The following is a 26,184-nucleotide window of genomic DNA, read 5'->3' on the forward strand; positions in this document are numbered from 1 at the left end:
ATTCGAAAGAAAATGCAGTATTTAAGTTTTCGCCATTCGGAAATAACACCCAAAAACTATCATTGATAGCCTAAAAACTAACAAATAACAGTTTTCGGGCTAAAGAAAAATGAATCCACCCCCATTTTGTTCACGCCGATGTGCTATAATTGCAATACGAAAACGAAATAGTCATAAATTTAAAATTGCAACGTTATGAAAAGTTTAAGCTTCAGAAAAGATTTAATTGGAGTACAGGATGAATTACTTCGCTTTGCATATAAACTTACCACAGACCGTGAAGAGGCTAACGATTTGTTGCAGGAGACCTCATTAAAAGCATTAGACAATGAGGAGAAATACATACCCGATACTAATTTTAAGGGATGGATGTATACGATCATGCGTAATATCTTTATTAATAACTACCGCAAAGTAGTTCGCGATCAAACTTTTGTAGATCAGACTGATAATTTATACCACTTGAATCTGCCGCAAGAATCCGGTTCGGACAATACGGAAAGCAGTTATGACCTCAAAGAGATGCACCGTATCGTGAATGCTTTACCTAAAGAATATAAAGTACCGTTCTCCATGCATGTTTCAGGTTTCAAATACCGCGAGATAGCCGATAGGCTAAACTTACCTCTTGGTACTGTAAAAAGCCGCATCTTCTTTACTCGCCAAAAGCTACAGGAAGAACTAAAAGATTTCAGACAATAAGAGAAATAGTAAACCAAAAAGAGCGGGTAGAAGTTCCTTTCTACCCGCTCTTTTTGGTTTATAATACATTGCTTTATCGCACGGCTTATCTTATAGGCTGCATGATAAAACTAAATTCATAGTCCTGATAGGGTAAGCGGTATTCATTGAGTGGAAGTGCTCCCCAACTATTCACACACCCCAATCCCATTTGAGCCTTGTCGATGCACAGGTTAACCCAGTCGACCGGTTTTACTTCCGAAGAGTGACGCTGATCTTTCTCCAAACCATCATCGAGCGAATCGATTGTGTAGTTCAGTGCCGAAGCCGAGAAGGGAGCATCGGCCACAAACTTCAAGCCCCAACCCGATACATTGGTTTGTTCCCACCAGCGAATATCGCTCTTGGTACCTGTTTCTTGCGGACGTATATAGGCATAGAATTGATCTTTTACGGTTTGCTTATAGCGGCCCAGATCGGTAGCCCATTTACGGTCTGCATAGTTCTCAATCGGTCCGCGACCATAGTAAGAGATGCGATCATACGCTTCGGGCATTTCCAGTTTCATTCCGAAACGGAACATATCTGCCACCTTAGCCTCTTTACCGGCAGTCAGTTTCTCGGTCACCTTTATCGTGCCTTGATTGCCGATAAGATAACTCAGCGACAATTTGCCCGACACCTCAGGCATTTCGTATTCGGCTACAACATAAGCCTGATTTTGCTTTATCTCCGAGTTTAAAGAGAGCAGTTTGAAGGTAGGATTCTTCCAAACACGGTATCTCTTTTGCAATCCGGCACCCATGTCATTATCGGTTGGTGCACGCCAGAAGTTAGGCGTCAATACGCTTCCGCTCTGCAACATAGGCAGACCACCTACGGTATAACGACACAAGAAACCACTGTGCTTGTTAAACTCGATCAGGAAGTCGGCTCCCTCTATGATCAAATAATTGGCATCATTCGTTTTGATGACCGGAACCGTTTCGGCAACATTGGCAAGCACTTCATTCTTCACCTCTAGTGCAGGTGCTTTGTATTCAGTCACAACCAGCTGATTCTTAGCCACTACGTATCCGGCAGGAAGCAGTGTTTCGCCTTTTTTCAGTTTATAAGCAACATTCAGCAGTAATTCTTTCGAGGGACATACTGCGGCAGCATCGTAGTTCAGCTTCACGGTAGCTGTTTGTTGAGGAGCCACGTTTAAGTCGGCAACCACACCGCTCTGTACTACCTCTCCATCGGCCAGTAATTGCCATTCCATATAGTAGGCAGACAGGTCGCGGAAGAAATTCTCATTGAAGACCTTCACCTCTCCTTTTTGCAGATCGGCAGGAGTTGTCCAGATGTTCTGGTAGAAGTGCGCTACCTCATAAGCATGCGGGTTGGGCACACGGTCGGGACTTACCAGGCCGTTATCACAGAAGTTATTATCCGAAGCATCGTATGCATTGAAATCGCCACCATACCCATAGATCGCTACGCCGTCTTTATTCTTCCAATGATTCGACTGATCAACAAAGTCCCAGATAAATCCACCTTGATATTTCGGGTATTTACGTATCAAATCCCAGTACTCTTTAAATCCGCCCATTGAATTGCCCATGGCATGTGCATACTCACACTGAATCAACGGCTTATCACCATCACCCTCACAGTACTTCGCACTATGTTCGTAACCGGCATACATCGGACAATAGATATCGGTAGACTCACGCATTCCGGCCTGTTCGTACTGAACGGCACGACTCGGATCTTCTTCCTTTATCCATCGGTAGCACGCCTCAAAGTTAGGACCAAATCCGGCTTCGTTGCCAAGCGACCAAAAGATAATAGACGGATGATTAAAATTACGCTGCACGTTGCGTTCGTTACGCTCCAAGTGTGCTTTCGCATAACGTTTGTTGGCGGCAAGCGTCTCTTTACCATAACCCATACCGTGCGACTCGACATTGGCCTCGGCAACCACATAAATACCATACTCATCACACAGATCATACCACTGACTATCATCCGGATAGTGACAGGTGCGTACAGCATTCAAATTTAATTTCTTCATCAACTGAATATCTTCAATCATACGCTCTCGCGACACCACGTATCCTCCATCCGGGTCCATTTCATGACGGTTGGCACCCTTGAACAATACAGGTTCTCCGTTTACGAGAATCTGCGCATTCTTCAGTTCTATTTTACGGAAACCAACTTTCACCGGAATTGCTTCCACCACTTTATCACCATTCATCAACGAAGCTGTCAGGGTATAAAGCGTCGGAGTCTCTGCGGTCCATTTAGCAGGAGCGGTTACCGGCAGGGTAGCCTGTAGCCTACCACTACCCGACACGACTGTCGAAGCAACCGATTTTCCGGCAGCATCCGTAAGGTTCAAATCCACCTTACCGCTTCCCTTCAACTGAATGGCTACTTGCAGTGTACCATTCTTATATTGAGCATCCAAGTCGGGCGTCACACGGATGTCTTGCATATACTGTTTGTTGCGAGCATATAGATAGCAATCGCGACCTACTCCCGAGTAGCGGAAGAAGTCCTGATCTTCTAGATATGTACCATCGCACCAGCGAAATACCTGAAAAGCGATCAGGTTCTTGCCCGGCTTAAGGTATTTTGTCAGGTCGAACTCTGCCTCGAGCTTACTGTCTTCGCTATAACCTACGTATTTGCCATTGACCCACAGATACATATTCGAGGTAACCGAGCCAAAGTGTGCAAACACCTCTTTTCCTTTCCAGTCGGCAGGCAAGATGATCTCCTTACGGTAAGAGCCCACATGGTTATTTTCAATAGGCACTTGTCCCGGGTCATTCTTGAACTGATTACGCCAAGGGTATCCCACATTCACGTAAATAGGATCTCCATATCCGTTGAGTTCCCATACGGCAGGTACCTTCAACGTATTCCACCCTTTATCATCAAAACCGGTTTGAAAAAAAGTAAGCGGACGTTGGTCTGCATTACGCACCCATTTAAACTTCCAAGGCCCATTCAGGGTCATGTAGTTACTAGACTGTTCTTTTTGTCCGGCCTGTGCAGCCGCTTTTGATTCGTAGGCAAAGTAGCCTGTGTGCATTGGTGCGCGGTTTACTGCATTGGTTTCAGGATCGAGCCATTCCTTGTTTTGTGCTGTGGCGGCTACACTGAGCAATGCTAACGCAATAGCTGTGAGTTGTTTCTTCATGGTTATCTATAAGTTTGATACAAATATTTCGATGTCAAAAATACGAGTTAATTTACAACTTCACAAGTGCAAAGTCGTTATATATATCAAACTTGGAATCTATTTGGATGATTTTTACGTATCATTCTACATTCGCTCAAAAAATACGCTATTTTTGCAGCAATAAACCCATTAACAGAAAAACCATGAAGAAAGTAGAGCTTAAAACACTTACGGAGAATTTCGTCGAAGCCATTGGTAAAGAATGGATGCTAGTCACCGCAGGCAGTAAAGAGGGTTTCAACACCATGACCGCCAGTTGGGGAGGAATCGGGTTTCTTTGGAATAAACCCGTTGCGTTCGTATTCGTCCGCCCCGAAAGATACACGAACGAGTTTATCGAGAAAGCGGATTATCTGACTCTCTCGTTTCTGGGCACCGAAAACAAACAGATACATGCCGTTTGCGGTTCCAAATCGGGACGCGATATTGATAAGGTAAAAGAAACAGGGTTGAAGCCTCTGTTTACTCCTCAAGGCAATGTCTCTTTTGAGCAGGCACGCCTCACGCTCGAGTGCAAGAAACTCTATGTAAGCGATATCACGGCAGACTCATTTATAGACAAGTCGCTTATCGACAAATGGTATGGCGGATCACATGGTAATTTCCATAAAGTATACATCGTCGAGATTACCGATGTATGGGAAGAGGAGTAAGCTTGGCTTACTCCTCTTCTTTGAATTCAATTGATTTATCTATTTTACGCAATCGAATGAATAGCTTCTTGATTTTAGGAAGGACATAGCCCATCAATTAAATAAGCATTATTTTCCTTCTTCACTGCAACAACGATTTTGTACACCTTACCACCTATCTTATAAGTCATTTGATAATTATTTCCTCCTAAACTCATAAATTTAATACTCTCATGCCATAAACAGTCAAAGTCAAAATTGTCTATCAATACATCATAACCGGTAAGACCATCGCCTAAACTTTCTCGTTCAGCTTTTTTAAATTGCTCTAAAGCATGTGCCGATAAGTTATCTACACGCAGAGCATACAACCTCGAACTTAAATCTTTAGGCACATCACAATATTCAGAGAGATAAATATCATAAAAGCTCCTCAAGAAGAGGAGTTCGGATGTTTGATCTATTTTATCTACCATCTTATTTTTGCAGCTTAACAGTTCATCGCCATATTGAGATCCTTTCCATATAGGAGTAATATAGGTGATTTTACAAGCCTCCTCACCCCCTTGTACTTTTAGAGGAATTTCGATTAAAGTACTAGGATCCCCTTTTTTCCAGAAGTATTTAACCAAATACCAATCATCTGTCATTCTTTCAACCAACACCGTTTCCACTGCATCTTCGTTAACATCTTGCGCACGAATAATAGGATCTATTCCTGTTGCATTTCTCAATCGGTCAACTTTTCCAAGCAGTTCCTCAGTCAAATATGTTTTGGACAAAATATCATTAGCATCGTTATTCTGCAAAATATTATTCATATAAGAAAGATAAAACGTCTTAACTATCCCTGAACAATCGCCCATACATGTCGACTTCAGACACACTAATAAGATCAAAATAGTTATATATCTTTTCATATCATCTTTTTTTGAATTGTTCTTGCTGCAAGCAAATATAAAAAAGAATTTCCACTTGAAAACAATTTGCTTTAATTAATGCACATCACTACCTGTTTTTCGCTTGCATATCTCCTAACTTTACCATATCTTTGCTAAAAGTTTTATACACAGAACATCCCTATGTTTTAAGTAAAAACATCCAGATGTTATTTATAAGAACATCCCTATGTTTTGAACTAATACATCCGGATGTTGTTTTAATAAAAGAAGCAAGCCATCTATCAAAGAACATGGATCTTAGTTCATAAACAAATAGTAAACAAATAGATAAATAGTAATATGCCGATCAATTATGTAGTTACCAGAAAAGTAGACAAGAGCCAGGGCGTGATAAAAGAACGTTATTATGCCAGCACGCGAGCTATGCAAAAAAAACCGGTAGACAACACACGACTCGCCGAGCAACTGGCAGAAAGAAGCTCGCTACAGAACGGAGATGCGATGTCGGTGTTGGTACAACTGTCCGGCATTATTGCAGACCATCTACGCGACGGGCGCACCGTCAGCATCAACGGGCTGGGCAACTTCTACCCTACCATCAGCAGCGAGGGCACCGAGAAGCCCGAAGAGTGCACAGCGGATAAAGTATGGGTAGCCCGTATCTGCTTTAAGGCAGCACCCGCCTTTTTGAAGAAAGTAAGAAACACCAAATTCTTTAGTTTTCAGCTACAGGAAGGAAGAAAAAACAGTGCAAAAGCAAAGAGCGAAGAGTAAGGCAAGAACCAACAGACAACAAACGGCTGCTCCTTTAACAACCTGTTGAAAACTTTATTCCACATTTTACAAGAAGAAGCACTGTTGTTTTTTAGAAATATGTAAATTTGCACTCACTAGCCTATATAACTAAGGTGAAATAAGAAAAAAATGGAAAAAGAAGAAGCGATATATCACGTACCGGTATTACTCAAAGAAAGTGTTGATGGGATGAACATACGCCCGGACGGCACGTATGTAGACGTCACTTTCGGCGGCGGAGGACACTCGCGCGAGATACTTTCAAGACTAAGCGACGGCGGACGACTATTGGGGTTCGACCAAGATGCGGATGCCGAAAGAAATCGGGTCGATGACACTCACTTCACCTTTGTGCGCAGTAACTTCAGGTACCTGAGCAATTTTTTACGCTACCACGATATTGCAGGGGTAGATGCCATACTCGCCGACTTGGGCGTATCATCGCATCACTTTGACGATAGCGAACGAGGCTTCTCGTTTCGCTTTGACGGCGCACTCGATATGCGCATGAACAAACGAGCCGGAATGACTGCCGCCGACATCATCAACACCTACGAAGAGGAACGATTGGCGGACTTGTTCTACTTGTACGGCGAACTAAAGAACAGCCGCAAACTGGCAGCCGTCATAGTCAAAGCACGTGCCGGCAAACAAATAACAACCATCGGAGAGTTTCTCGAAATAATAAAACCACTCTTCGGACGCGAACGCGAAAAGAAAGAGCTGGCCAAAGTGTTTCAAGCCCTGCGCATTGAAGTAAATCAAGAGATGGAAGCCCTGAAAGAGATGCTACAGGCGGCAACAGAAGCCTTAAAGCCCGGTGGACGACTGGTGGTGATTACCTATCACTCGCTCGAAGACCGAATGGTGAAAAACATCATGAAAACAGGCAATGTAGAGGGTAAAACGACACAAGACTTCTTCGGAAACCTACAAACACCCTTCCGGTTGATCAACAACAAAGTGATTGTGGCAAGCGAAGAAGAGGTTGAGCGAAACCCACGATCGAGAAGCGCAAAGTTGAGAATTGCAGAAAAGAAGGAGACGAATGAGTAACGGTTAATGACAAACAGCGAATATGGAAGAAGTAACAGGCAAACGGGAAGAGACGAAGGGAGAAGGCAGCAAAAAGAGAAAAGCCAACTCGCTCAAGAACATCGTGGGAGGTGACATTCTCGCAACCGACTTTTTCCGTCGCCAAACCAAGCTATTGGTGCTTATCATGGTATTCATCATTTTCTATGTACACAACCGTTATGCCAGCCAGCAGCAGCAGATAGAGATCGATCGCCTGAAGAAAGAGCTGACCGACATTAAGTATGACGCATTGACACGCAGTTCGGAACTGATGGAGAAAAGCCGCCAATCGCGCATAGAAGACTATATATCGACCAAAGAGAGCGATCTGCAAACATCGACCAACCCTCCGTATGAAATAGAAAACGACAACTAATGGCTGTAAATAAAAAAAACATAATGACCCGCTATTTCTTCGTCATCCTCTTGCTGGGGTTGGTCGGAGTAGCTATTGTTGTGAAGGCAGGCATCACCATGTTTGCCGAACGGCAGTACTGGATGGATGTAGCCGACCGCTTCATTAAGGAGAACGTTACGGTGAAACCCAACCGGGGAAACATTATTTCGGCAGACGGCAAGCTCATGGCAAGTTCGCTGCCCGAATACCGCATCTACATGGACTTCAAAGCCGGAGGCGAAGAGAAAGACTCCATGTTGGTAAACCACATGGACGAAATCTGCGAAGGACTGCACCGGATATTTCCAGATAAAAGCGCCGCCGAGTTTAAGGCTCACTTAAAAAAAGGGCGAAGAAGCGGAAGCCGTAACTACCTCATTTATCCGAAACGCATCTCATACATTCAGTACAAAGAGGCGAAACGGTTGCCGGTATTCAAGCTCAACAAATACAAAGGCGGATTTATCGAACTAGCCTACAACCAACGCAAGAAACCATTCGGGTCGTTGGCAACCCGCACCTTGGGCGATCTGTATGCCGATACGGCACAGGGAGCCAAAAACGGTATCGAACTGGCTTTCGATACCATACTGAAAGGACGCGATGGGGTAACACACCGCCAGAAGGTAATGAATAAATACCTCAACATTGTCGACATACCACCGGTAGACGGATGCGACATCATCACAACCATCGACGTAGATATGCAGGACATCTGCGAGAAAGCGCTCGTAGACAAACTGAAAGAGATCAATGCCACCGTAGGCGTAGCCGTATTGATGGAGGTCGCTACCGGCGAGGTGAAAGCCATTGTAAACATGACCAAAGGCAACGACGGCGAGTATTACGAAATACGAAACAATGCCATCAGCGACATGATGGAGCCGGGATCGACCTTTAAAACCGCCTCAATCATGGTGGCACTCGAGGATGGTAAAATCAGCCCCGACGACGGCGTAGACACCGGAAACGGAGTGATGATGATGCACGGACGACCGATGAAGGATCATAACTGGCACCGGGGGGGATACCAATACCTCACGGTTACGCAAATATTGATGGTATCGTCCAACGTAGGGGTATCTTCGATCATCGACAAGTATTACGGAAGCAATCCGGGTAAGTTTGTCGACGGACTCAAACGCATGAGCTTGGATCAACCGCTCCACTTGCAGATAGCGGGCGAAGGAGCACCCAACATACGCGGACCGAAACAACGCTACTTCTCCAAGACCACCTTGCCTTGGATGAGTATCGGCTACGAAACACAGGTGCCGCCGATGAACATACTGACGTTTTACAATGCCATAGCCAACAACGGAGTGATGGTGCGTCCGAAGTTTGTGCGGGCAGCGATGAGAGGCAGTGAAGTAGTACAGGAATATCCTACGGAGGTTATCAATCCGAAGATCTGTTCGGATCGTACCTTATCGCAGATACGGGAGATACTCCGCAAGGTGGTATCCGAAGGATTGGCCAAGCCTGCGGGAAGCAAGCAGTTTGCCGTATCGGGCAAAACGGGTACGGCACAAGTATCGCAAGGAGCTGCCGGATACAAATCGGGACGGGTCAACTACCTGGTCAGCTTCTGTGGCTATTTCCCCTCGGAAGCGCCCAAGTATAGCTGCATCGTATCCATACAGAAACCGGGACTGCCGGCTTCGGGTGGTTTGATGGCAGGTAGTGTGTTCGGCAAGATAGCCGAAAGAGTATATGCCAAGGATTTGCGCCTGAACCTGACGCACGCCATCGATACGAACAGCGTAGTCATCCCCGATGTGAAAGCCGGAGAGATTCATCAGACCAAACGGGTACTGGACGAGCTGAAGATACAGAGCCAAACGCAATTTCCACTCAAAGAGGGCAAAGAGACGTGGGGCAGCACACATGCCGCTCCGAAAGCAGTCATACTCGAAAGCCGCGAGCTGAAACGCGATTATGTGCCGAGCGTTATCGGCATGGGAGCCAAAGACGCCGTCTACCTGCTCGAAAGCAAAGGGCTGAAGGTGAGTTTGACGGGAGTGGGAAAAGTAAAAAGCCAGTCGATAGCCAACGGAACGTTGGTACGAAAAGGACAAACCATACGACTGGTGTTGGATAATTAAAATTTATAATTCGTAATTCAAATAAAATGGAGTTAAAGAAGCTATTAGGAGCAATTCAGGCAACAAAGGTAGTCGGAGCTTCGGAGATTGAGATTACAGGAGTAAACATTGACTCCCGACAAGTAGCACCCGGACATCTGTTTATGGCCATGCGCGGCACACAAACAGACGGACATGCCTATATAGCTGCAGCCATCGAGAAAGGAGCAACGGCTGTGTTGTGCGAAGAGATGCCGACAGAACAGGTAGCGGGCATCACCTACATCGTTGTATCCGATAGCGAAGAGGCTGTAGGCAAAGTGGCTACTACCTTTTATGGCAACCCGACTTCAAAACTGAAACTAGTGGGGGTAACGGGCACGAATGGCAAAACAACCATCGCGACTTTACTGTACGACACGTTCCGATACTTCGGTCATAAGGTGGGACTGCTCTCGACCGTATGCAACTATATCGATGCAGAAGCTGTTCCGACAGAACACACCACCCCCGACCCCATTACACTGAACTGCCTGCTCAACCGAATGGTAGAAGCGGGTTGCGAATATGCTTTCATGGAGGTAAGTTCTCACTCCATCGCTCAAAAGCGAATCAGCGGGCTTGCCTTTGCAGGCGGTATATTTACCAACCTGACACGCGACCATCTCGATTATCATAAAACGGTCGAAAACTACCTGAAAGCCAAAAAGCTCTTCTTCGACGAATTGCCTAAAGAAGCATTCAGCCTTACGAATATCGACGATAAGAACGGACTGGTGATGACGCAAAATACGCGCTCGAAGGTGTACACTTATTCGTTGCGAAACCTGAGCGACTTTAAAGGACGCGTACTCGAATCGCACTTCGAAGGAATGTTGCTCGAATTCAACAACCGCGAGGTAGCCGTACAATTCATCGGACGCTTCAATGCTTCGAACCTGCTTGCCGTATTCGGTGCAGCCGTTTTGCTGGGCAAACAAGAAGAGGAAGTATTGGTTGCATTAAGCACCTTGCACCCGGTAGCCGGACGTTTCGACACCATCCGCTCGCCACAAGGCTATACGGCCATTGTCGATTATGCACATACACCCGACGCACTGATCAATGTACTGAACGCCATCCACGGAGTACTCGAGGGCAAAGGAAAGGTTATCACCGTAGTAGGTGCAGGAGGCAATCGCGATAAGGGCAAACGCCCCATCATGGCCAAAGAGGCTGCCCGCGAGAGCGACCGCGTAATCATCACCTCGGACAACCCCCGCTTTGAGGAGCCGCAAGACATTATCAACGATATGATGGCCGGGCTGGATGCGAACGACAAAAAGAAAACGCTTTGCATTGCCGACAGGCGCGAAGCCATTCGCACCGCTTGTATGCTCGCCGAAAAGGGAGATGTGATTCTGGTGGCAGGCAAAGGCCACGAAAACTACCAGGATGTGAAGGGAGTGAAACATCACTTTGATGACAAAGAGGAACTAAAGATAATGATGAACCAATAAGAATCGGGAGAAACTATGTTATATTACCTATTTGAATGGCTGCAAAAGTACAATGTTCCCGGAGCGGGAATGTTCGGATATACTTCGTTTCGGGCGTTGATGGCAATCATCCTCGCACTGCTCATTTCGAGCATCTGGGGAGATAGATTTATCAACCTGCTGAAAAAGAAGCAAATTACAGAAACCCAACGCGATGCAAGCATCGATCCGTTTGGCGTAGACAAGGTGGGCGTACCCAGCATGGGAGGTGTCATCATCATTGTGGCCATACTCATTCCTTGTTTGCTGCTGGGCAAACTAAGCAATATCTATATGATATTGATGCTGATTACGACTATTTGGCTCGGGTCACTGGGCTTTGCCGACGACTACATCAAGATATTCAAACGCGATAAAGAGGGATTACATGGGAAATTCAAGATTATCGGGCAGGTAGGCCTGGGGCTGATTGTAGGATTGACACTTTACCTAAGCCCCAACGTAGTGATTCGTGAAAACTTCGAAGTAATCACCCCCGAGCAAGAGATGGAGGTAATACATGGAACCAAAGACCTGAAGTCGACACAAACCACCATTCCGTTCTTTAAGAGCAACAACCTCGACTACGCCGATCTGGTAGGGTTTATGGGCGAACATGCACAAGCAGCCGGATGGGTGCTGTTTGTAATCATCACCATCTTTGTAGTAACCGCCGTATCGAACGGAGCAAACCTGAACGACGGGATGGACGGTATGGCTGCCGGCAACTCGGCCATTATCGGGCTCACGCTGGGGATATTGGCCTATGTATCGAGTCACATCGAATTTGCCGGATACCTCAACATCATGTACATACCCGGATCGGAAGAGCTGGTTATCTTCATCTGCGCCTTTATCGGGGCATTGATCGGTTTCTTGTGGTACAACGCCTATCCCGCCCAAGTATTCATGGGCGATACGGGCAGCTTGACCATCGGCGGTATCATTGCCGTATTCGCCATCATCATTCACAAAGAGCTGCTCATCCCTATCCTATGTGGCGTATTCTTGATAGAAAACCTGTCGGTTATTTTGCAACGATTCTACTATAAGGCCGGAAAACGCAAAGGGGTAAAGCAACGCTTGTTTAAGCGTACGCCCATACACGATCATTTCCGCACGTCGATGAGCTTGATCGAGCCGGGGTGTACGGTCAGGTTCACCAAGCCCGACCGACTCTTTCACGAATCGAAGATTACGGTGCGGTTTTGGATCGTAACCATCGTTTTGGCAGCTATTACTATTATTACACTGAAGATAAGATAAATATGAAAAGGATTGTCATATTAGGAGCCGGAGAAAGCGGAGCAGGCGCTGCTGTATTGGCGCAGGCAAAGGGATTCGAAACGTTTGTTTCGGATATGTCGGCCATCAAAGAGCCGTATAAGGAGCTTCTCGATCAGCACCACATCAGTTGGGAAGAGGGGCACCATACGGAGGAACTGATTCTGAATGCCGACGAGGTGATTAAGAGCCCGGGCATACCGAACGATGCTCCACTGATTGTGAAGTTGAAGGAGCAAGGCACGCCGGTGATCTCGGAGATTGAATTTGCCGGACGCTATACGCATGCGAAGATGATTTGCATCACCGGGTCGAACGGAAAGACGACCACGACCTCGCTGATCTATCATATCTTTAAAAGCGCAGGGCTCAATGTAGGGCTGGCAGGCAACATCGGGAAGAGCCTTGCTCTTCAGGTAGCCGAAGAGGATCACGATTACTACATCCTCGAACTCAGCTCGTTTCAGTTGGATGATATGTACGAGTTTCGCGCCAACATTGCCGTGTTGATGAACATCACGCCCGATCACCTCGACCGGTACGATCACTGCATGCAGAATTACATCGACGCCAAATTTCGTATCACCCAGAACCAGACACAGGACGATGCGTTTATCTTCTGGAACGACGACCCCATCATCCGCCAAGAACTGGCTAAGCATGGACTGAAAGCACAACTATATCCCTTCGCTGCCGTGAAAGAAGAGGGCGCTGTGGCTTATGTGGAAGACCAAGAGGTGAAGATTACCAAACCCATCGCCTTCAATATGGAGCAGGAGAAGCTGGCACTGACCGGTACACACAACCTGTACAACTCCTTGGCAGCAGGCATCTCGGCCAATCTGGCAGGTATCACCAAAGAGGACTTGCGCAAGGCATTGAGCGATTTCAAAGGAGTGGAGCACCGCTTGGAGAAGGTAGCACGCGTCAGGGGAGTCGATTTCATTAACGACTCGAAGGCAACGAACGTAAACTCCTGTTGGTACGCACTGCAAAGCATGCCCACCAAAACAGTACTGATTATCGGCGGAAAGGACAAAGGCAACGACTATACAGAGATAGAGGAACTGGTACGTGAGAAGTGTTCGGCATTGGTCTACCTGGGGCTGCACAATGAAAAGTTGCACGCGTTCTTCGACCGCATGGGGCTTCCGGTAGCCGATATACAAACGGGCATGAAGGATGCCGTAGATGCCGCCTACCGATTGGCTCAGAAAGGCGAAACGGTATTGTTGAGCCCTTGCTGTGCTTCGTTCGACTTGTTCAAGAGCTACGAAGACCGCGGCGACCAGTTCAAACAATGCGTACGGGCGTTGTAGCGACGCCTCGCTGTACTAGGGTCTAGTACAGCCCTGTACAAGCAGGCCGCACAGCTCTGTGCAAGCAGGCCGCACAGCTCTGTACAGGCAGGCCGCACAGGGTGTGCCGCCCAACCGATCAAGAAACAAACAAGAATACGAGGCTCACCCCTCAAACAAAAGGAGCAAAGACGTGGATCTATTAAAGAACATATTCAAAGGCGACAAGGTAATCTGGATTATCTTCCTCTTCCTCTGCCTCATCTCGATCGTCGAGGTGTTCTCGGCAGCCAGTACGCTTACTTACAAGAGCGGCGATCACTGGGGACCGATAACACAGCACTCCATCATCCTCATGGTGGGCGCGGTGGTGGTAGTGCTCATGCACAACATCCCCTACAAATGGTTTCAGGTGTTTCCCGTCTTTCTACTCCCGGTATCGATTGCGTTGCTGGCATTTGTCACCTTAATGGGTGTAATCACGGGCGACCGCGTGAACGGTGCCGCCCGCTGGATGTCGTTCATGGGACTGCAATTTCAGCCCTCCGAGCTTGCCAAGATGGCTGTGATCATTGCCGTTTCGTTCATCCTCTCGAAGAAGCAAGACGACGAGGGAGCCAACCCAAAGGCGTTCAAATACATCATGATCATCACCGGACTGATCTGCATGCTGATTGCACCCGAGAATCTTTCGACAGCCATGCTGCTGTTCGGAGTGGTGTTTCTGATGATGTTTATCGGCCGCGTAGCTGCCAAAAAGCTATTGTTACTGATCGGTTCGCTGGTCATGGCGGGCGTGATGGCAGTCGTTCTTCTGCTGGCCATCCCTGACGATTCGGACATACCGTTTCTTCATCGTTTCGATACGTGGAAAAGCCGAATCACCAACTTCACCAGCAAAGAAGAGGTGCCCGCTGCCAAATTTGATATCGACAAAGATGCGCAGATAGCACATGCCCGCATAGCCATTGCAACCAGTCAGGCGATTGGCAAAGGCCCCGGAAACTCAGTGCAACGCGACTTTCTGAGTCAGGCCTTCTCCGACTTTATCTTTGCCATCATCATCGAAGAGCTCGGCTTGGTAGGAGGAGGCTTTGTGGTCTGCCTCTACATCTGGCTCTTGGTACGGGCAGGGCGCATTGCCCAGAAGTGCGAACGAACATTTCCTGCGTTTCTGGTGATGGGCATCGCCTTGATGCTGGTATCGCAGGCGATATTGAATATGATGGTAGCCGTGGGGCTGTTTCCGGTTACGGGACAACCGCTGCCACTCATCAGCAAGGGAGGTACGAGTACCTTGATTAACTGTGCCTACATCGGCATGATACTAAGTGTGAGCCGGTATGTAGCTCACCTGGAAGAGCAAAAGCAGCGCGACGCACAGTTGCAGTTACAGATAGAGGCCGGAGAGTCGGAGGCACAAACGGCTACCGAACCTACGGCAACGATTCTGAATAGCGATGCCCGGTTCGAAGACGAAAGTGGATCGCATCGTCGTTCTTAACTATATAATATCAAAAACGAATAAGAATCATGGAACTGAACATAATCATCAGCGGAGGCGGTACCGGAGGACATATCTTTCCCGCCATATCCATTGCCAACGCCATCAAGGAGTTGCATCCCGAGGCGAAGATTCTCTTTGTCGGAGCCGAGGGCAGAATGGAGATGCACCGTGTGCCCGATGCCGGATACGAGATCATTGGTCTGCCCATTGCCGGATTTGACCGCAAGCATCTCTGGAAGAATTTCGGCGTATTACTGAAACTGGTGCGCAGCCAGTGGAAAGCACGAAGCATTATCAAAAAGTTCCGTCCGCAAGTGGCCGTCGGAGTAGGTGGTTATGCCAGTGGTCCTACGCTGAAAACAGCCGGTATGATGGGCATTCCGACCTTGATTCAAGAACAGAACTCATACGCCGGAGTAACCAATAAGCTGCTGGCTCAAAAGGCCAAAAAGATATGTGTGGCCTACGAGGGGATGGAGAAATTCTTCCCCGTCGATAAGATTATACTGACAGGAAACCCCGTACGCCAAGCCTTACTCGCGCAGACAGTAAGCAAAGAGGAGGCTCGAAAGCACTTCAACCTGCAACCCGACCTTAAAACAGTTTTAGTACTGGGCGGTAGCTTGGGTGCCCGTACCATCAACCAGGCATTGATGGGCGACCTGTCTATGATACGCGACAATGAGGATGTACAGTTTATCTGGCAAACCGGAAAAATATACCTGGAACAGGTACTGCAAGCGGTAGAAAAAGAGACCGGTGCACGAGGCCCTATCCCGAACCTATATGTGGCCGATTTCATACAAAACATGACGGAGGCGTATACGGCAGCCGACTTGGTGGTTTCGCGCGCAGGTGCAGGCTCTATATCGGAATTCTGCTTGCTGCATAAACCGGTTATTCTGGTGCCTTCGCCCAACGTTGCCGAGGATCACCAAACGAAAAATGCACTGGCACTGGTGAACAAACAAGCAGCCATCTATATTAAAGATATAGAAGCAGAAGAGAAATTAGTGCCCGAGGCCATCACAACGGTTATCGACCAAGAGATGCTCGAGAGTTTAAGTCAACACATAGCCAAATTGGCATTGCCCGATTCGGCGACTATTATCGCAAAAGAAGTTATAAAATTAGCACAACAATGAATATAGAAACTATAAAATCGGTCTATTTTGTAGGCGCAGGTGGCATCGGAATGAGTGCACTGGTACGCTATTTCTTATCGAAAGGCAAACTGGTAGCCGGTTACGACCGCACCCCCAGCCCACTGACCGAGTGCTTGATTGCAGAAGGAGCACAGATACACTACGAGGAGAACATTCAACTCATACCCGAAGCCTGCAAGGACAAGGCAAGTACACTGGTGGTGCTTACGCCGGCTGTGCCGCAAGAGCATGAGGAGCTGACTTACTTCCGCAACCACGGTTTCGAGATACAAAAGCGGGCGCAAGTACTAGGCACCATCACCCATTCGAGCAAAGGGCTTTGTGTAGCAGGAACGCATGGCAAAACAACGACATCGACCATGACGGCTCACCTGCTGTATCAGTCGCAAGTAGGGTGTACAGCCTTCTTGGGTGGCATCCCGAAAAACTATGGCACGAATCTGCTGCTTTCGCCAACCAGTCCTTATACCGTGATCGAGGCCGATGAATTCGACCGTTCCTTTCACTGGCTCTCGCCCTATATGTCGGTGATTACGTCGACAGACCCCGATCATCTCGATATTTATGGTACCGAAGAGGCCTACTTGAAGAGCTTTGAGCACTATACCACCCTGATTCAGCCCGGAGGAGCATTGATTATACGCAAAGGCGTATCTTTGCAGCCCAAGGTACAACCGGGCGTGAAGGTGTATACCTACTCGCGTAACGAAGGCGATTTTCACGCAGAAAACATCCGCATCGGCAATGGTGAAATAATCATTGACTTTGTAGCGCCCGACCTCCGCATAAACGATATATTACTGGGCATACCCGTTAGCATTAACATTGAAAACGGAGTGGCTGCAATGGCACTTGCTCATTTGAATGGTGTAAGCCCCGAGGAGATCAAACGAGGCATGGCAAGCTTTCGGGGGGTAGACCGCCGGTTCGATTTCAAGATAAAGAACGACCGGGTTGTTTTCTTAAGTGACTATGCGCACCATCCGTCGGAAATTAAGCAGAGCGTACTCTCTATGCGTGAGCTGTATCAGGACAAGAAGATTACGGCCATCTTTCAGCCACACCTTTATAGCCGCACACGCGATTTCTATAAAGAGTTTGCCGATAGCCTTTCGCTACTCGACGAGGTGATTCTGACCGATATCTATCCGGCCAGAGAAACACCCATTGAGGGAGTTACGAGTCAACTCATTTTTGACAACCTGCGACCGGGCATTCAGAAAAGTATGTGTAGAAAAGAAGAGATACCCGAGGTGCTGAGAAACAAAGAGATCGAAGTACTGATTACCTTGGGAGCCGGAGACATAGATAACTATGTGACCGATATCTGTGAAATACTCAAAACCCGATAAGAGATTATGATAAAGAGAGTCTTTCTGTTCATTGTCCTGTTACTGGTTATCTGCTATCTCGTAGCAGCAGTCACCTTGTTCAATCGTCGGCCTGCCGGTCAGGTATGCCGGGATGTGGAATTAGTGATTAAAGATACCGCAAACGCAGGATTCGTTACAAGGAGCGAGGTAACTGCGCTCTTGCAAAAGAAAGGCATCTATCCCGTAGGGAAAAAGGTAGAGCGCATTCATACCAAAACGTTGGAAAGAGAATTGAACAAACATTCGCTGATCGATCGGACAGAGTGCTATAAAACACCCAGTGGAAAGATCCGGATTGAGGTTCGACAACGGGTTCCCATCCTGCGTGTAATGAACGACAAAGGCGAAAACTATTATATTGACAACAAAGGAACCATTATGCCGCCGGATGCAAAATGCATTGCTCATCGGGTAATTGCAACGGGAAACGTAGAAAAGTCGTTTGCAATGAGGGATTTATATAAGTTTGGTGTATTTTTGCAAAACAATAAATTTTGGGATGCCCAAATAGAACAGATTCATGTATTGCCGGGCAGGGATGTAGAATTAGTACCCAGAGTAGGCAATCACATTATCTATTTGGGCAAACTGGAAAACATAGAGCAGAAACTGGAACGATTGAAGGTGTTTTATGAAAAAGCACTGAATCAGGTAGGCTGGAACAAGTATTCGCGTATCAGCCTCGAATTCGGAAACCAGATTATCTGTACTAAATGGGGAGAATAACAGAATAATAAACCAATTAAAGCGCCGGTTAATAGGCATGTTAGCCCATTGACAGCCGGCATACGATTAATATATGGCAACAACAGAATTTATCGCCGCTATTGAACTGGGTTCATCAAAGGTTACCGGTATAGCCGGCAGAAAGAACAGTGACGGAAGCATGCAGGTGTTGGCCTATGCCAAAGAAGATTCCTCTTCGTTTATCCGAAAAGGAGTCATCTATAATCTGGATAAGACAGCACAGAGCCTGACCTCCATCATCAACAAACTGGAAGGCGAGCTGAAGAACTCAATCGCAAAGGTATATGTAGGTATCGGCGGACAATCGCTCCGCACAGTACGCAATGTAGTGAGTCGCAGCTTGAGCGAAGAGGTCATCATCTCGCAAGAGTTGGTCGATTCTATCTGCGATGAGAATCTGGAGATTCCGCTCATAGACATGGATGTACTGGATGTTGCACCACAGGAATATAAAATAGGAAATAACGCACAAGCCGATCCGGTAGGAGTAGCCGGTAGCCACATCGAAGGCCGTTTTCTGAACATCGTGGCTCGCTCTTCGATCAAAAAGAATCTGGAACGTTGTTTCGACCAGTCGAAGATAGAAATAGCCGACCTGCTCATCGCTCCTTTGGTAACGGCCAACGCTGTGCTCACAGAAAGTGAACGTCGTTCGGGCTGTGCTTTGGTCGACTTTGGAGCCGATACCACCACGATTTCTGTTTATAAGAACAATATACTACGGTTCCTGACCGTACTACCGTTGGGTGGCAACAGCATCACCCGCGACATCACCGCCCTGCAAATGGAAGAAGAGGAAGCAGAGTGGCTGAAAGTGAAATTCGGTAATGCACTCTACGAAGAGGAAAACAGTGAAGAGGCAGCTACCTGCTCACTCGAAGACGGTAGCCGCACCATTGAGCTACTGACACTGAACAACATCATCGAAGCAAGACTCGAAGAGATCATTGCCAATGTATGGAATCAGTTGCAACTATCGGGATATGACGACAAGCTGCTTTCGGGAGTAGTAATCACCGGAGGGGCAGCAAACTTGAAAAACCTCGAAGAGCTTTTCCGTAAACGCTGTAAGATCGATAAAGTACGTACCGCCCGAACCATTCGTAACACCATACACATGGCGGATGCGTTACAGAAAAAAGACGGCAGCCAAAACACTCTCTTCGGCTTATTGTTTGAAGGAAAGGAGAACTGTTGCCTGATCGAATCGGCACCTATTCCTCAGCCGATCCGCAAGCCCGAACCCGAACCTGCCAGCGTAGGAGGATTCTTCGACGAAGACGAGGAGTTGAAGAAGCAGGAAGAAGAGGCAAGAGCTGCCAAAAAGCAAAAAGACGAAGACGACAGACGTCGTAAAGAAGAAGAAAGAAAAAGAAAGGAAGAAGAGAAGCGGAAGAAACAGGAAGCGAAGCGGAACAAGCCAAGCTGGATTAAGTCGACCTTCGACAAACTTTCAAACGAAATATTCTCTGACGAGGATATGAAATAACTCATTATTCGTAATTCATAATTCAATCAAGATATGGACGAGATAGTACAATTCGATTTCCCGACGGATTCTCCGAAAATCATCAAAGTAATTGGTGTAGGTGGTGGTGGCGGTAATGCCGTCAATCACATGTACCGGGAAGGTATACATGACGTCACATTCGTTCTCTGCAATACAGATAACCAGGCATTGGCCGAGTCGCCCGTACCGGTTAAGCTGCAACTGGGTCGTAGCATCACACAAGGCTTGGGAGCCGGCAACCGCCCCGAGCGTGCACGCGATGCAGCCGAAGAGAGCATCGAAGATATCACCGGACTGCTAAACGACGGTACCAAGATGGTATTTATCACTGCCGGAATGGGAGGTGGAACAGGAACAGGAGCTGCACCGGTTATTGCACGCATTGCCAAAGAGATGGATATTCTTACCGTAGGTATCGTAACCATTCCTTTCATATTCGAGGGCGAAAAGAAGATTATACAGGCATTGGATGGCGTGGAGCGTATCGCTCAACATGTAGATGCATTATTGGTGATCAACAACGAGCGCCTACGCGAAATCTATGCCGACCTCACCTTTATGAATGCTTTCGGTAAGGCTGATGATACCCTATCGATAGCAGCCAAAAGCATTGCCGAGATTATCACCATGCGTGGTACGGTGAATCTGGACTTTGCCGATGTAAAAACAATCCTCAAAGACGGAGGTGTGGCCATCATGAGTACGGGCTTCGGAGAAGGCGAGAACCGGGTAACCAAGGCTATCGACGATGCCTTACACTCTCCGTTGCTCAACAACAACGATATATTCAACGCCAAGAAGGTAATGCTCAACGTATCGTTCTGCGAAAAATCGGAATTGATGATGGAGGAGATGAACGAAATTCACGAGTTCATGAGCAAGTTCCGCGAAGGAGTCGAAGTTATCTGGGGTGTGGCAATGGACAATTCACTCGAAGCAAAAGTGAAGATCACCGTGCTGGCTACCGGATTTGGTGTAGAAGATGTTCCGGGAATGGACAGCGTACTCGAAAAGCGCAGTCAGGAAGAAGAAGAACGCCAATTACTACTCGAAGAAGAGAAAGAGCGTAACAAAGACCGCATACGCAAAGCTTATGGCGAAAGTGCCAGCAGCATAGGCAGCAAAACCATTCATAAACGCCGTCATATCTATATATTCAATGCCGAAGATCTGGATAATGACGACATCATTGCGATGGTGGAGAACTCTCCTACTTTCTTGCGCGATAAAACAACGCTTACCCGGATCAAAGCCAAAGCAGTGCTCGAAGAAGAGATTGCTGCCGAAGAACCGATCGATAACAACGGCGTGATTACCTTTTAAATAAACAGCGATTTATAAACAACTATAGTATGGATTTATTTGACAAAGTCAGCGAAGACATTAAAAACGCAATGAGAGCGAAAGATAAAGTAGCCCTCGATACACTGAGAAATATCAAGAAATTCTTCATCGAAGCCAAAACGGCTCCGGGAGCTAACGATATGCTGACAGACGAAGCAGCCCTTAAAATCATCCAAAAACTGGTAAAGCAAGGAAAAGATGCTGCCGAAATCTACATCGGACAAGACCGTCAGGACTTAGCCGAAAATGAACTGGCACAAGTCAAAGTAATGGAAGCTTATCTGCCCAAACAAATGAGTGCAGAAGAGCTGGAAGCAGCCATTAAAGAGATTATAGCCGAAACAGGTGCCACAAGTGGCAAAGATATGGGCAAAGTAATGGGCGTTGCTTCAAAAAAGCTTGCCGGACTTGCCGAAGGACGTGCCATCTCCGCCAAAGTAAAAGAATTATTAGGATAAAGCGATAATTTCACTTTATCTACTCAGAAAAGACGCTGTCTCTTTTTAGGAAAGCCGGAAATGTGCTCCTAAAAAGAGGTAGCGTCTTTTTTTAGAAAACATCCATATCCTTGTAGGGGTACCCCCCTATTCAATTGTATTTACTATATAACCCTTAAAAATAATATAAAATGAAACGAGTAACTACAGTCGTCACTTTCATGCTGCTAGGTATCCTCACCTTATTTGCTCAGTCAAATGACCCCGAAGAGAATCCTTTGCAAGGTATCTGGCAAATTTCAGGAAAATCACCCAATGGTATAGATATGGCAAGCGGTCCAATCCTAAAGATCATTACCCCCGAGAGAACGTTTACCAACTTACAACTCAGCGTAGGAGAAAACCGGAAGTCATCAATCCTGATTTCGGGTAACTATGAAATACTGTCCGACAGTGTTTACACGGAAAGTATACAGTTTTCCGCAACACCTCCTTTTACGAAAACATCCAAGAACGAGATTAAATTCAAACTATTGAGCGACAACCTTCTTCAGCTTCGTTTTAAAGTGCCCGGACAAAGTAAATTATTCGAGGAATATTGGGTCAGAGTGACACAATGACGCTAAAAAAGAATCAGATAGAAAAAAGAGGGGAGCAATCCTCTCTTTCTGTTTAATCGAACAACTCCTGCAATACCGACAGAGACTTCAAAACAGGAAAGTCAGGCAAATGCAACCGATAGTATTCATTTAAGATAACCAGGCAGCGCGCGCGCTCTGCACGGTTCATCGTAAAAAGATGCATCGTTTCATAATTCATGCGCATTAAGGCAATTAATCGCTTTGACTCATCGGGCTCAATAAAGGAGGAATGTAACTGTGGACGAGTAGAAACAAAACCGGCATTGAGCATATCAAAGTAATCGCCTTCATGGTAATCATCCAAATTGGGATATAAGCCGAGGAAGCGAGAAAAACGCATCAAAAAGACAAGGTGGAAATTAGCAAACCCTTCGTCCGACTCATCCAACCAGGTAACCGAATGCAGCAGATAAGCAAACAATGGACGATTTTCGGCCTCTTCGCGAATAGCCCTGCAAAGAAACTCTGCCAGGAAAAGAGCAATAGCCGATTTATAGGGGTCGTATGGAACCGAAGAGAAGGGATAGTAGGATTTGGCCTCTTTTATCCTATATAAGGTCGAATTGGGTCTGAAATCGGCTTCAAACTCTATAATAGACATGGGTTGAAACAAAACCGACTTCACCGCCGACTTACGCGAACGTGGCACCGATACTAAAAAGGATGCACGACCAAATAACTCGGTATACATCTCTATTATATTAGACGTATCGTTGTACTTTAATGTATGAAGAACTATTCCAATCGTTTTTTGCAGCATACCTATATCTGTTATATTTCAAGTAACAAAGCTACAAAAAAAGCCGAAAGCGGCAATCTTTCCTCATTCATTTAAAAAAAAGTTTCGATTATTCGAAAAAAAATATTGCTTTTACAACACTGATAACCAGCAATTAAAGCATACATCAAGCAAAAAAACGCATTATTACCCCAAAATATTTCTCCAGAATATTTTGCTATTTCAAAAAAAGTCTCTACTTTTGCATCCGCAATCGAGAAACAAACGCTCGAAAAGCAGAAGCAGAAATGCTTCGCCAAAATGATGGCCCATTCGTCTATCGGTTAGGACGTAAGATTTTCATTCTTGAAAGAGGGGTTCGACTCCCCTATGGGCTACAAGTAAAAAAAATAACGAATTAAAAAAAAGATTAGTCGAGATGGCAAATCATAAATCATCACTTAAGAGAATCAGACAAGAAGAAACGAGAAGACTTCATAACAGATATTATGGTAAGACCATGAGAAACGCTGTTAGAAAATTCCGTTCAACAACTGACAAAGCAGAAGCAGTTGCGATGTATCCAGGTATCAGCAAGATGGTTGATAAGTTGGCTAAGGTGAATATCATTCACAAAAACAAGGCTAACAACTTGAAGTCTAAGTTGGCTCTTTACATCAACAAGCTAGCGTAATAACATAGAATTTAGCAAAACTCTATATATACAGAGACTGAACTTTTTAGTTCGGTCTTTTGTAGTTGTATATAGGCTGTTTCTATTATTATTTATTCTTCATTTTTCACTCGGTATTTTTCCTTAACTCAACTATTTTCACTACTTTTGCTCTGTTATTATAACTTAGAAAGGCAATTATGAGCGCAGATCTATTCACTCAAGACAACGGGTCGTATTCAGCTGATAGTATCCAGGTACTTGAAGGCCTGGAGGCTGTACGGAAGCGTCCCGCGATGTACATCGGAGACATCGGTGTAAAAGGACTTCACCACTTAGTATATGAAATCGTAGATAACTCCATCGATGAAGCATTGGCGGGATATTGCGACCACATTGAGGTTACTATCAACGAAGACAATTCCATCACTGTACAAGACAACGGCCGTGGTATTCCGGTTGACTTTCATGAAAAAGAGCAAAAATCAGCTCTCGAAGTAGCGATGACAGTGCTACATGCCGGAGGTAAGTTCGACAAAGGGTCTTACAAAGTATCCGGAGGATTACATGGAGTAGGTATGTCGTGTGTAAACGCATTGTCTGTTCATATGACTTCGCAAGTAGCCCGCAACGGCAAATTATACCAGCAAGAATACGAATTCGGTAAACCGCTCTATCCCGTGAAAGAGATGGGCAACGCTACCGACCATACCGGAACCAGACAACAGTTCTGGCCCGACAACAGCATTTTCATCGAGACTGTATACAAGTACGATATTCTGGCTACCCGTATGCGCGAGTTGTCTTATCTGAATGCAGGTATCACTATCACACTGACCGATCGTCGGGTGATAAATGAAGACGGCAGTTTCAAACAGGAAGTATTCCACTCGGAAGAGGGACTGAAAGAGTTTGTTCGCTTTGTAGACTCTTCTCGCGAACATCTGATCAACGATGTTATTTACCTGAACACAGAAAAGCAAGGCACACCTATCGAGGTAGCCATCATGTACAACACTTCGTTTAGCGAAAACATTCACTCGTATGTGAATAACATCAATACGATCGAGGGTGGTACACACTTAGCCGGTTTCCGTCGTGCACTGACACGTACACTCAAAAAGTATGCCGAAGACAGCAAGATGCTTGAAAAGGTAAAAGTAGAGATATCGGGTGACGACTTCCGCGAAGGACTTACAGCCGTGATCTCGATCAAAGTACAAGAGCCACAGTTTGAAGGACAGACCAAGACCAAGTTGGGTAACAACGAAGTGATGGGGGCCGTAGACCAAGCCGTAGGCGAAGTGCTTACTTATTATCTGGAAGAACATCCGAAAGAGGCCAAAATGATTGTAGACAAGGTTATTCTTGCTGCAACAGCTCGTCATGCTGCACGTAAAGCACGCGAAATGGTACAGCGCAAATCACCAATGTCGGGCGGTGGACTACCCGGTAAGTTGGCCGACTGCTCAGATAAAGACCCAACGAAATGCGAACTATTCCTTGTCGAGGGAGATTCGGCAGGCGGTACAGCCAAGCAAGGTCGTAACCGTGCTTTTCAAGCGATCCTGCCTTTACGTGGTAAGATTCTGAATGTAGAGAAAGCCATGTACCACAAAGCATTGGAGAGCGAAGAGATTCGTAACATATATACTGCCTTAGGCGTCACCATCGGAACCGAAGAAGACACCAAAGAGGCCAATATGACCAAACTTCGCTACCAGAAGATTATCATCATGACCGATGCCGACGTCGATGGATCTCACATCGACACGCTTATCATGACTTTCTTCTTCCGTTACATGCCGCAGTTGATTCAGAATGGTTATTTGTATATTGCAACTCCCCCACTCTACCTATGCAAGAAAGGAAAGGTAGAAGAGTATTGCTGGACAGATGCACAACGTCAGAAGTTTATCAACACTTATGGCGGCGGCTCTGAAAATGCAGTCCATACCCAACGCTACAAAGGTTTGGGAGAGATGAACGCCCAACAATTATGGGAAACAACCATGGATCCCGAAAACCGTATGTTGAAGCAGATCAATATAGAAAATGCTGCCGAGGCCGATCATGTATTCTCCATGCTTATGGGTGAAGACGTAGGTCCTCGTCGTGAATTTATTGAAGAAAACGCTACATATGCGAATATTGATGCGTAAA

Annotated in this window: 22 protein-coding genes and 1 tRNA gene; 20 read left to right on the forward strand and 3 right to left on the reverse strand. The window is 46.3% G+C overall.

Translation table 11 applies throughout. The features are described from left to right. The first annotated feature begins 195 nt into the window (after window positions 1-195). Window positions 196-702, forward strand: a complete 507-nt coding sequence (locus tag TY03_RS02320; RefSeq protein WP_042366974.1) for an RNA polymerase sigma factor — start codon at window positions 196-198, stop codon at window positions 700-702. Window positions 703-787: 85 nt separating this feature from the next. On the opposite strand, the gene TY03_RS02325 is transcribed toward TY03_RS02320, so the two are convergent. Next, window positions 788-3,877 (reverse strand): glycoside hydrolase family 2 TIM barrel-domain containing protein, encoded by a 3,090-nt coding sequence (locus tag TY03_RS02325; RefSeq protein WP_042366975.1) that lies wholly within the window; start codon window positions 3,875-3,877, stop codon window positions 788-790. Window positions 3,878-4,062: 185 nt separating this feature from the next. On the opposite strand from TY03_RS02325, the gene TY03_RS02330 reads away from it, so the two are divergent. After that, a complete protein-coding gene (locus tag TY03_RS02330) occupies window positions 4,063-4,572 on the forward strand; it encodes a flavin reductase family protein (protein WP_042366976.1) in 510 nt (169 codons plus the stop codon). A gap of 74 nt (window positions 4,573-4,646) precedes the next feature. Here the strand turns inward: TY03_RS02330 and TY03_RS21375 are convergent, their stop codons facing one another. After that, the gene (locus TY03_RS21375; RefSeq protein ID WP_081713026.1) at window positions 4,647-5,471 is read right to left on the reverse strand and encodes a DUF3828 domain-containing protein; all 825 of its coding nucleotides are present in this window, start codon (window positions 5,469-5,471) and stop codon (window positions 4,647-4,649) included. Between the two features lie 321 nt (window positions 5,472-5,792). Here TY03_RS21375 and TY03_RS02340 point away from each other — a divergent pair, with 321 nt between their 5' ends. The 15 genes from TY03_RS02340 to TY03_RS02410 all read left to right on the forward strand — a co-directional run bounded on the left by TY03_RS02340 (window position 5,793) and on the right by TY03_RS02410 (window position 22,609). Then, window positions 5,793-6,227 (forward strand): HU family DNA-binding protein, encoded by a 435-nt coding sequence (locus TY03_RS02340; protein WP_042366977.1) that lies wholly within the window; start codon window positions 5,793-5,795, stop codon window positions 6,225-6,227. A gap of 150 nt (window positions 6,228-6,377) precedes the next feature. Continuing rightward, window positions 6,378-7,304 (forward strand): 16S rRNA (cytosine(1402)-N(4))-methyltransferase RsmH, encoded by a 927-nt coding sequence (gene rsmH / locus TY03_RS02345; RefSeq protein WP_042366978.1) that lies wholly within the window; start codon window positions 6,378-6,380, stop codon window positions 7,302-7,304. Window positions 7,305-7,326: 22 nt separating this feature from the next. Next, complete coding sequence (locus tag TY03_RS02350; protein ID WP_042366979.1) at window positions 7,327-7,701, forward strand: FtsL-like putative cell division protein; 375 nt, start codon at window positions 7,327-7,329, stop codon at window positions 7,699-7,701. Continuing rightward, window positions 7,701-9,827, forward strand: coding sequence for a penicillin-binding protein (locus TY03_RS02355; protein WP_148335555.1), 2,127 nt, complete (start codon window positions 7,701-7,703; stop codon window positions 9,825-9,827). Before TY03_RS02350 ends, TY03_RS02355 begins: the two co-directional genes overlap by 1 nt. A 26-nt stretch (window positions 9,828-9,853) precedes the next feature. Continuing rightward, window positions 9,854-11,305 carry a UDP-N-acetylmuramoyl-L-alanyl-D-glutamate--2,6-diaminopimelate ligase gene (locus TY03_RS02360; RefSeq protein WP_042366980.1) on the forward strand — a complete coding sequence of 484 codons (1,452 nt, stop codon included), beginning with the start codon at window positions 9,854-9,856 and terminating at the stop codon, window positions 11,303-11,305. Between the two features lie 15 nt (window positions 11,306-11,320). Next, window positions 11,321-12,589 carry a phospho-N-acetylmuramoyl-pentapeptide-transferase gene (mraY, locus tag TY03_RS02365; RefSeq protein ID WP_042366982.1) on the forward strand — a complete coding sequence of 423 codons (1,269 nt, stop codon included), beginning with the start codon at window positions 11,321-11,323 and terminating at the stop codon, window positions 12,587-12,589. 2 nt (window positions 12,590-12,591) lie between these two features. After that, window positions 12,592-13,926: a UDP-N-acetylmuramoyl-L-alanine--D-glutamate ligase gene (gene murD / locus TY03_RS02370; RefSeq protein WP_042366984.1), complete on the forward strand. Its 1,335-nt coding sequence runs from the start codon at window positions 12,592-12,594 to the stop codon at window positions 13,924-13,926. 172 nt (window positions 13,927-14,098) lie between these two features. Further along, window positions 14,099-15,409 (forward strand): FtsW/RodA/SpoVE family cell cycle protein, encoded by a 1,311-nt coding sequence (locus tag TY03_RS02375; RefSeq protein WP_042367304.1) that lies wholly within the window; start codon window positions 14,099-14,101, stop codon window positions 15,407-15,409. A gap of 29 nt (window positions 15,410-15,438) precedes the next feature. Continuing rightward, window positions 15,439-16,557 (forward strand): undecaprenyldiphospho-muramoylpentapeptide beta-N-acetylglucosaminyltransferase, encoded by a 1,119-nt coding sequence (murG, locus tag TY03_RS02380; RefSeq protein ID WP_042366986.1) that lies wholly within the window; start codon window positions 15,439-15,441, stop codon window positions 16,555-16,557. After that, complete coding sequence (murC, locus tag TY03_RS02385; protein ID WP_042366988.1) at window positions 16,554-17,930, forward strand: UDP-N-acetylmuramate--L-alanine ligase; 1,377 nt, start codon at window positions 16,554-16,556, stop codon at window positions 17,928-17,930. Before murG ends, murC begins: the two co-directional genes overlap by 4 nt. Before the next feature lie 6 nt (window positions 17,931-17,936). Next, entirely contained in the window at window positions 17,937-18,677 is a 741-nt protein-coding gene (locus TY03_RS02390) for a cell division protein FtsQ/DivIB (RefSeq protein ID WP_042366990.1), read from the forward strand. A 73-nt stretch (window positions 18,678-18,750) separates the two neighbouring features. Continuing rightward, the gene (gene ftsA / locus TY03_RS02395; RefSeq protein ID WP_042366992.1) at window positions 18,751-20,187 is read left to right on the forward strand and encodes a cell division protein FtsA; all 1,437 of its coding nucleotides are present in this window, start codon (window positions 18,751-18,753) and stop codon (window positions 20,185-20,187) included. A 33-nt stretch (window positions 20,188-20,220) separates the two neighbouring features. Further along, on the forward strand, window positions 20,221-21,531 hold the full coding sequence (gene ftsZ, locus TY03_RS02400) for a cell division protein FtsZ (RefSeq protein WP_042366994.1): 1,311 nt from the start codon (window positions 20,221-20,223) through the stop codon (window positions 21,529-21,531). Window positions 21,532-21,560: 29 nt separating this feature from the next. Next, a complete protein-coding gene (locus tag TY03_RS02405) occupies window positions 21,561-22,010 on the forward strand; it encodes a GatB/YqeY domain-containing protein (RefSeq protein WP_042366996.1) in 450 nt (149 codons plus the stop codon). Between the two features lie 170 nt (window positions 22,011-22,180). Beyond that, the gene (locus TY03_RS02410) at window positions 22,181-22,609 is read left to right on the forward strand and encodes a DUF4488 domain-containing protein (protein WP_052332365.1); all 429 of its coding nucleotides are present in this window, start codon (window positions 22,181-22,183) and stop codon (window positions 22,607-22,609) included. 52 nt (window positions 22,610-22,661) lie between these two features. On the opposite strand, the gene recO is transcribed toward TY03_RS02410, so the two are convergent. Then, window positions 22,662-23,390, reverse strand: coding sequence for a DNA repair protein RecO (gene recO, locus TY03_RS02415; RefSeq protein WP_042366998.1), 729 nt, complete (start codon window positions 23,388-23,390; stop codon window positions 22,662-22,664). A gap of 284 nt (window positions 23,391-23,674) precedes the next feature. Here recO and TY03_RS02420 point away from each other — a divergent pair. The 3 genes from TY03_RS02420 (at window position 23,675) to gyrB (ending at window position 26,183) form a co-directional block, all read left to right on the forward strand. Beyond that, window positions 23,675-23,746: transfer RNA gene (locus TY03_RS02420), tRNA-Glu, on the forward strand. A 41-nt stretch (window positions 23,747-23,787) separates the two neighbouring features. Next, complete coding sequence (rpsT, locus tag TY03_RS02425) at window positions 23,788-24,042, forward strand: 30S ribosomal protein S20 (protein ID WP_042367309.1); 255 nt, start codon at window positions 23,788-23,790, stop codon at window positions 24,040-24,042. A 179-nt stretch (window positions 24,043-24,221) separates the two neighbouring features. Then, window positions 24,222-26,183: a DNA topoisomerase (ATP-hydrolyzing) subunit B gene (gene gyrB, locus TY03_RS02430; RefSeq protein ID WP_042367000.1), complete on the forward strand. Its 1,962-nt coding sequence runs from the start codon at window positions 24,222-24,224 to the stop codon at window positions 26,181-26,183. Window position 26,184: the final 1 nt, after the last annotated feature.

This window comes from Bacteroides neonati (assembly GCF_000499785.1).
Lineage (GTDB): Bacteria > Bacteroidota > Bacteroidia > Bacteroidales > Bacteroidaceae > Bacteroides > Bacteroides neonati.

Excerpts from the sequence above, each read along its gene's own strand:
- TY03_RS02320 (WP_042366974.1), top strand. The coding sequence starts at position 196 with ATGAAAAGTTTAAGCTTCAGAAAAGATTTAATTGGAGTACAGGATGAA.
- TY03_RS02325 (WP_042366975.1), bottom strand. The coding sequence starts at position 3,877 with ATGAAGAAACAACTCACAGCTATTGCGTTAGCATTGCTCAGTGTAGCC.
- TY03_RS02330 (WP_042366976.1), top strand. The coding sequence starts at position 4,063 with ATGAAGAAAGTAGAGCTTAAAACACTTACGGAGAATTTCGTCGAAGCC.
- TY03_RS21375 (WP_081713026.1), bottom strand. The coding sequence starts at position 5,471 with ATGAAAAGATATATAACTATTTTGATCTTATTAGTGTGTCTGAAGTCG.
- TY03_RS02340 (WP_042366977.1), top strand. The coding sequence starts at position 5,793 with ATGCCGATCAATTATGTAGTTACCAGAAAAGTAGACAAGAGCCAGGGC.
- rsmH (WP_042366978.1), top strand. The coding sequence starts at position 6,378 with ATGGAAAAAGAAGAAGCGATATATCACGTACCGGTATTACTCAAAGAA.
- TY03_RS02350 (WP_042366979.1), top strand. The coding sequence starts at position 7,327 with ATGGAAGAAGTAACAGGCAAACGGGAAGAGACGAAGGGAGAAGGCAGC.
- TY03_RS02355 (WP_148335555.1), top strand. The coding sequence starts at position 7,701 with ATGGCTGTAAATAAAAAAAACATAATGACCCGCTATTTCTTCGTCATC.
- TY03_RS02360 (WP_042366980.1), top strand. The coding sequence starts at position 9,854 with ATGGAGTTAAAGAAGCTATTAGGAGCAATTCAGGCAACAAAGGTAGTC.
- mraY (WP_042366982.1), top strand. The coding sequence starts at position 11,321 with ATGTTATATTACCTATTTGAATGGCTGCAAAAGTACAATGTTCCCGGA.
- murD (WP_042366984.1), top strand. The coding sequence starts at position 12,592 with ATGAAAAGGATTGTCATATTAGGAGCCGGAGAAAGCGGAGCAGGCGCT.
- murG (WP_042366986.1), top strand. The coding sequence starts at position 15,439 with ATGGAACTGAACATAATCATCAGCGGAGGCGGTACCGGAGGACATATC.
- murC (WP_042366988.1), top strand. The coding sequence starts at position 16,554 with ATGAATATAGAAACTATAAAATCGGTCTATTTTGTAGGCGCAGGTGGC.
- TY03_RS02390 (WP_042366990.1), top strand. The coding sequence starts at position 17,937 with ATGATAAAGAGAGTCTTTCTGTTCATTGTCCTGTTACTGGTTATCTGC.
- ftsA (WP_042366992.1), top strand. The coding sequence starts at position 18,751 with ATGGCAACAACAGAATTTATCGCCGCTATTGAACTGGGTTCATCAAAG.
- ftsZ (WP_042366994.1), top strand. The coding sequence starts at position 20,221 with ATGGACGAGATAGTACAATTCGATTTCCCGACGGATTCTCCGAAAATC.
- TY03_RS02405 (WP_042366996.1), top strand. The coding sequence starts at position 21,561 with ATGGATTTATTTGACAAAGTCAGCGAAGACATTAAAAACGCAATGAGA.
- TY03_RS02410 (WP_052332365.1), top strand. The coding sequence starts at position 22,181 with ATGAAACGAGTAACTACAGTCGTCACTTTCATGCTGCTAGGTATCCTC.
- recO (WP_042366998.1), bottom strand. The coding sequence starts at position 23,390 with ATGCTGCAAAAAACGATTGGAATAGTTCTTCATACATTAAAGTACAAC.
- rpsT (WP_042367309.1), top strand. The coding sequence starts at position 23,788 with ATGGCAAATCATAAATCATCACTTAAGAGAATCAGACAAGAAGAAACG.
- gyrB (WP_042367000.1), top strand. The coding sequence starts at position 24,222 with ATGAGCGCAGATCTATTCACTCAAGACAACGGGTCGTATTCAGCTGAT.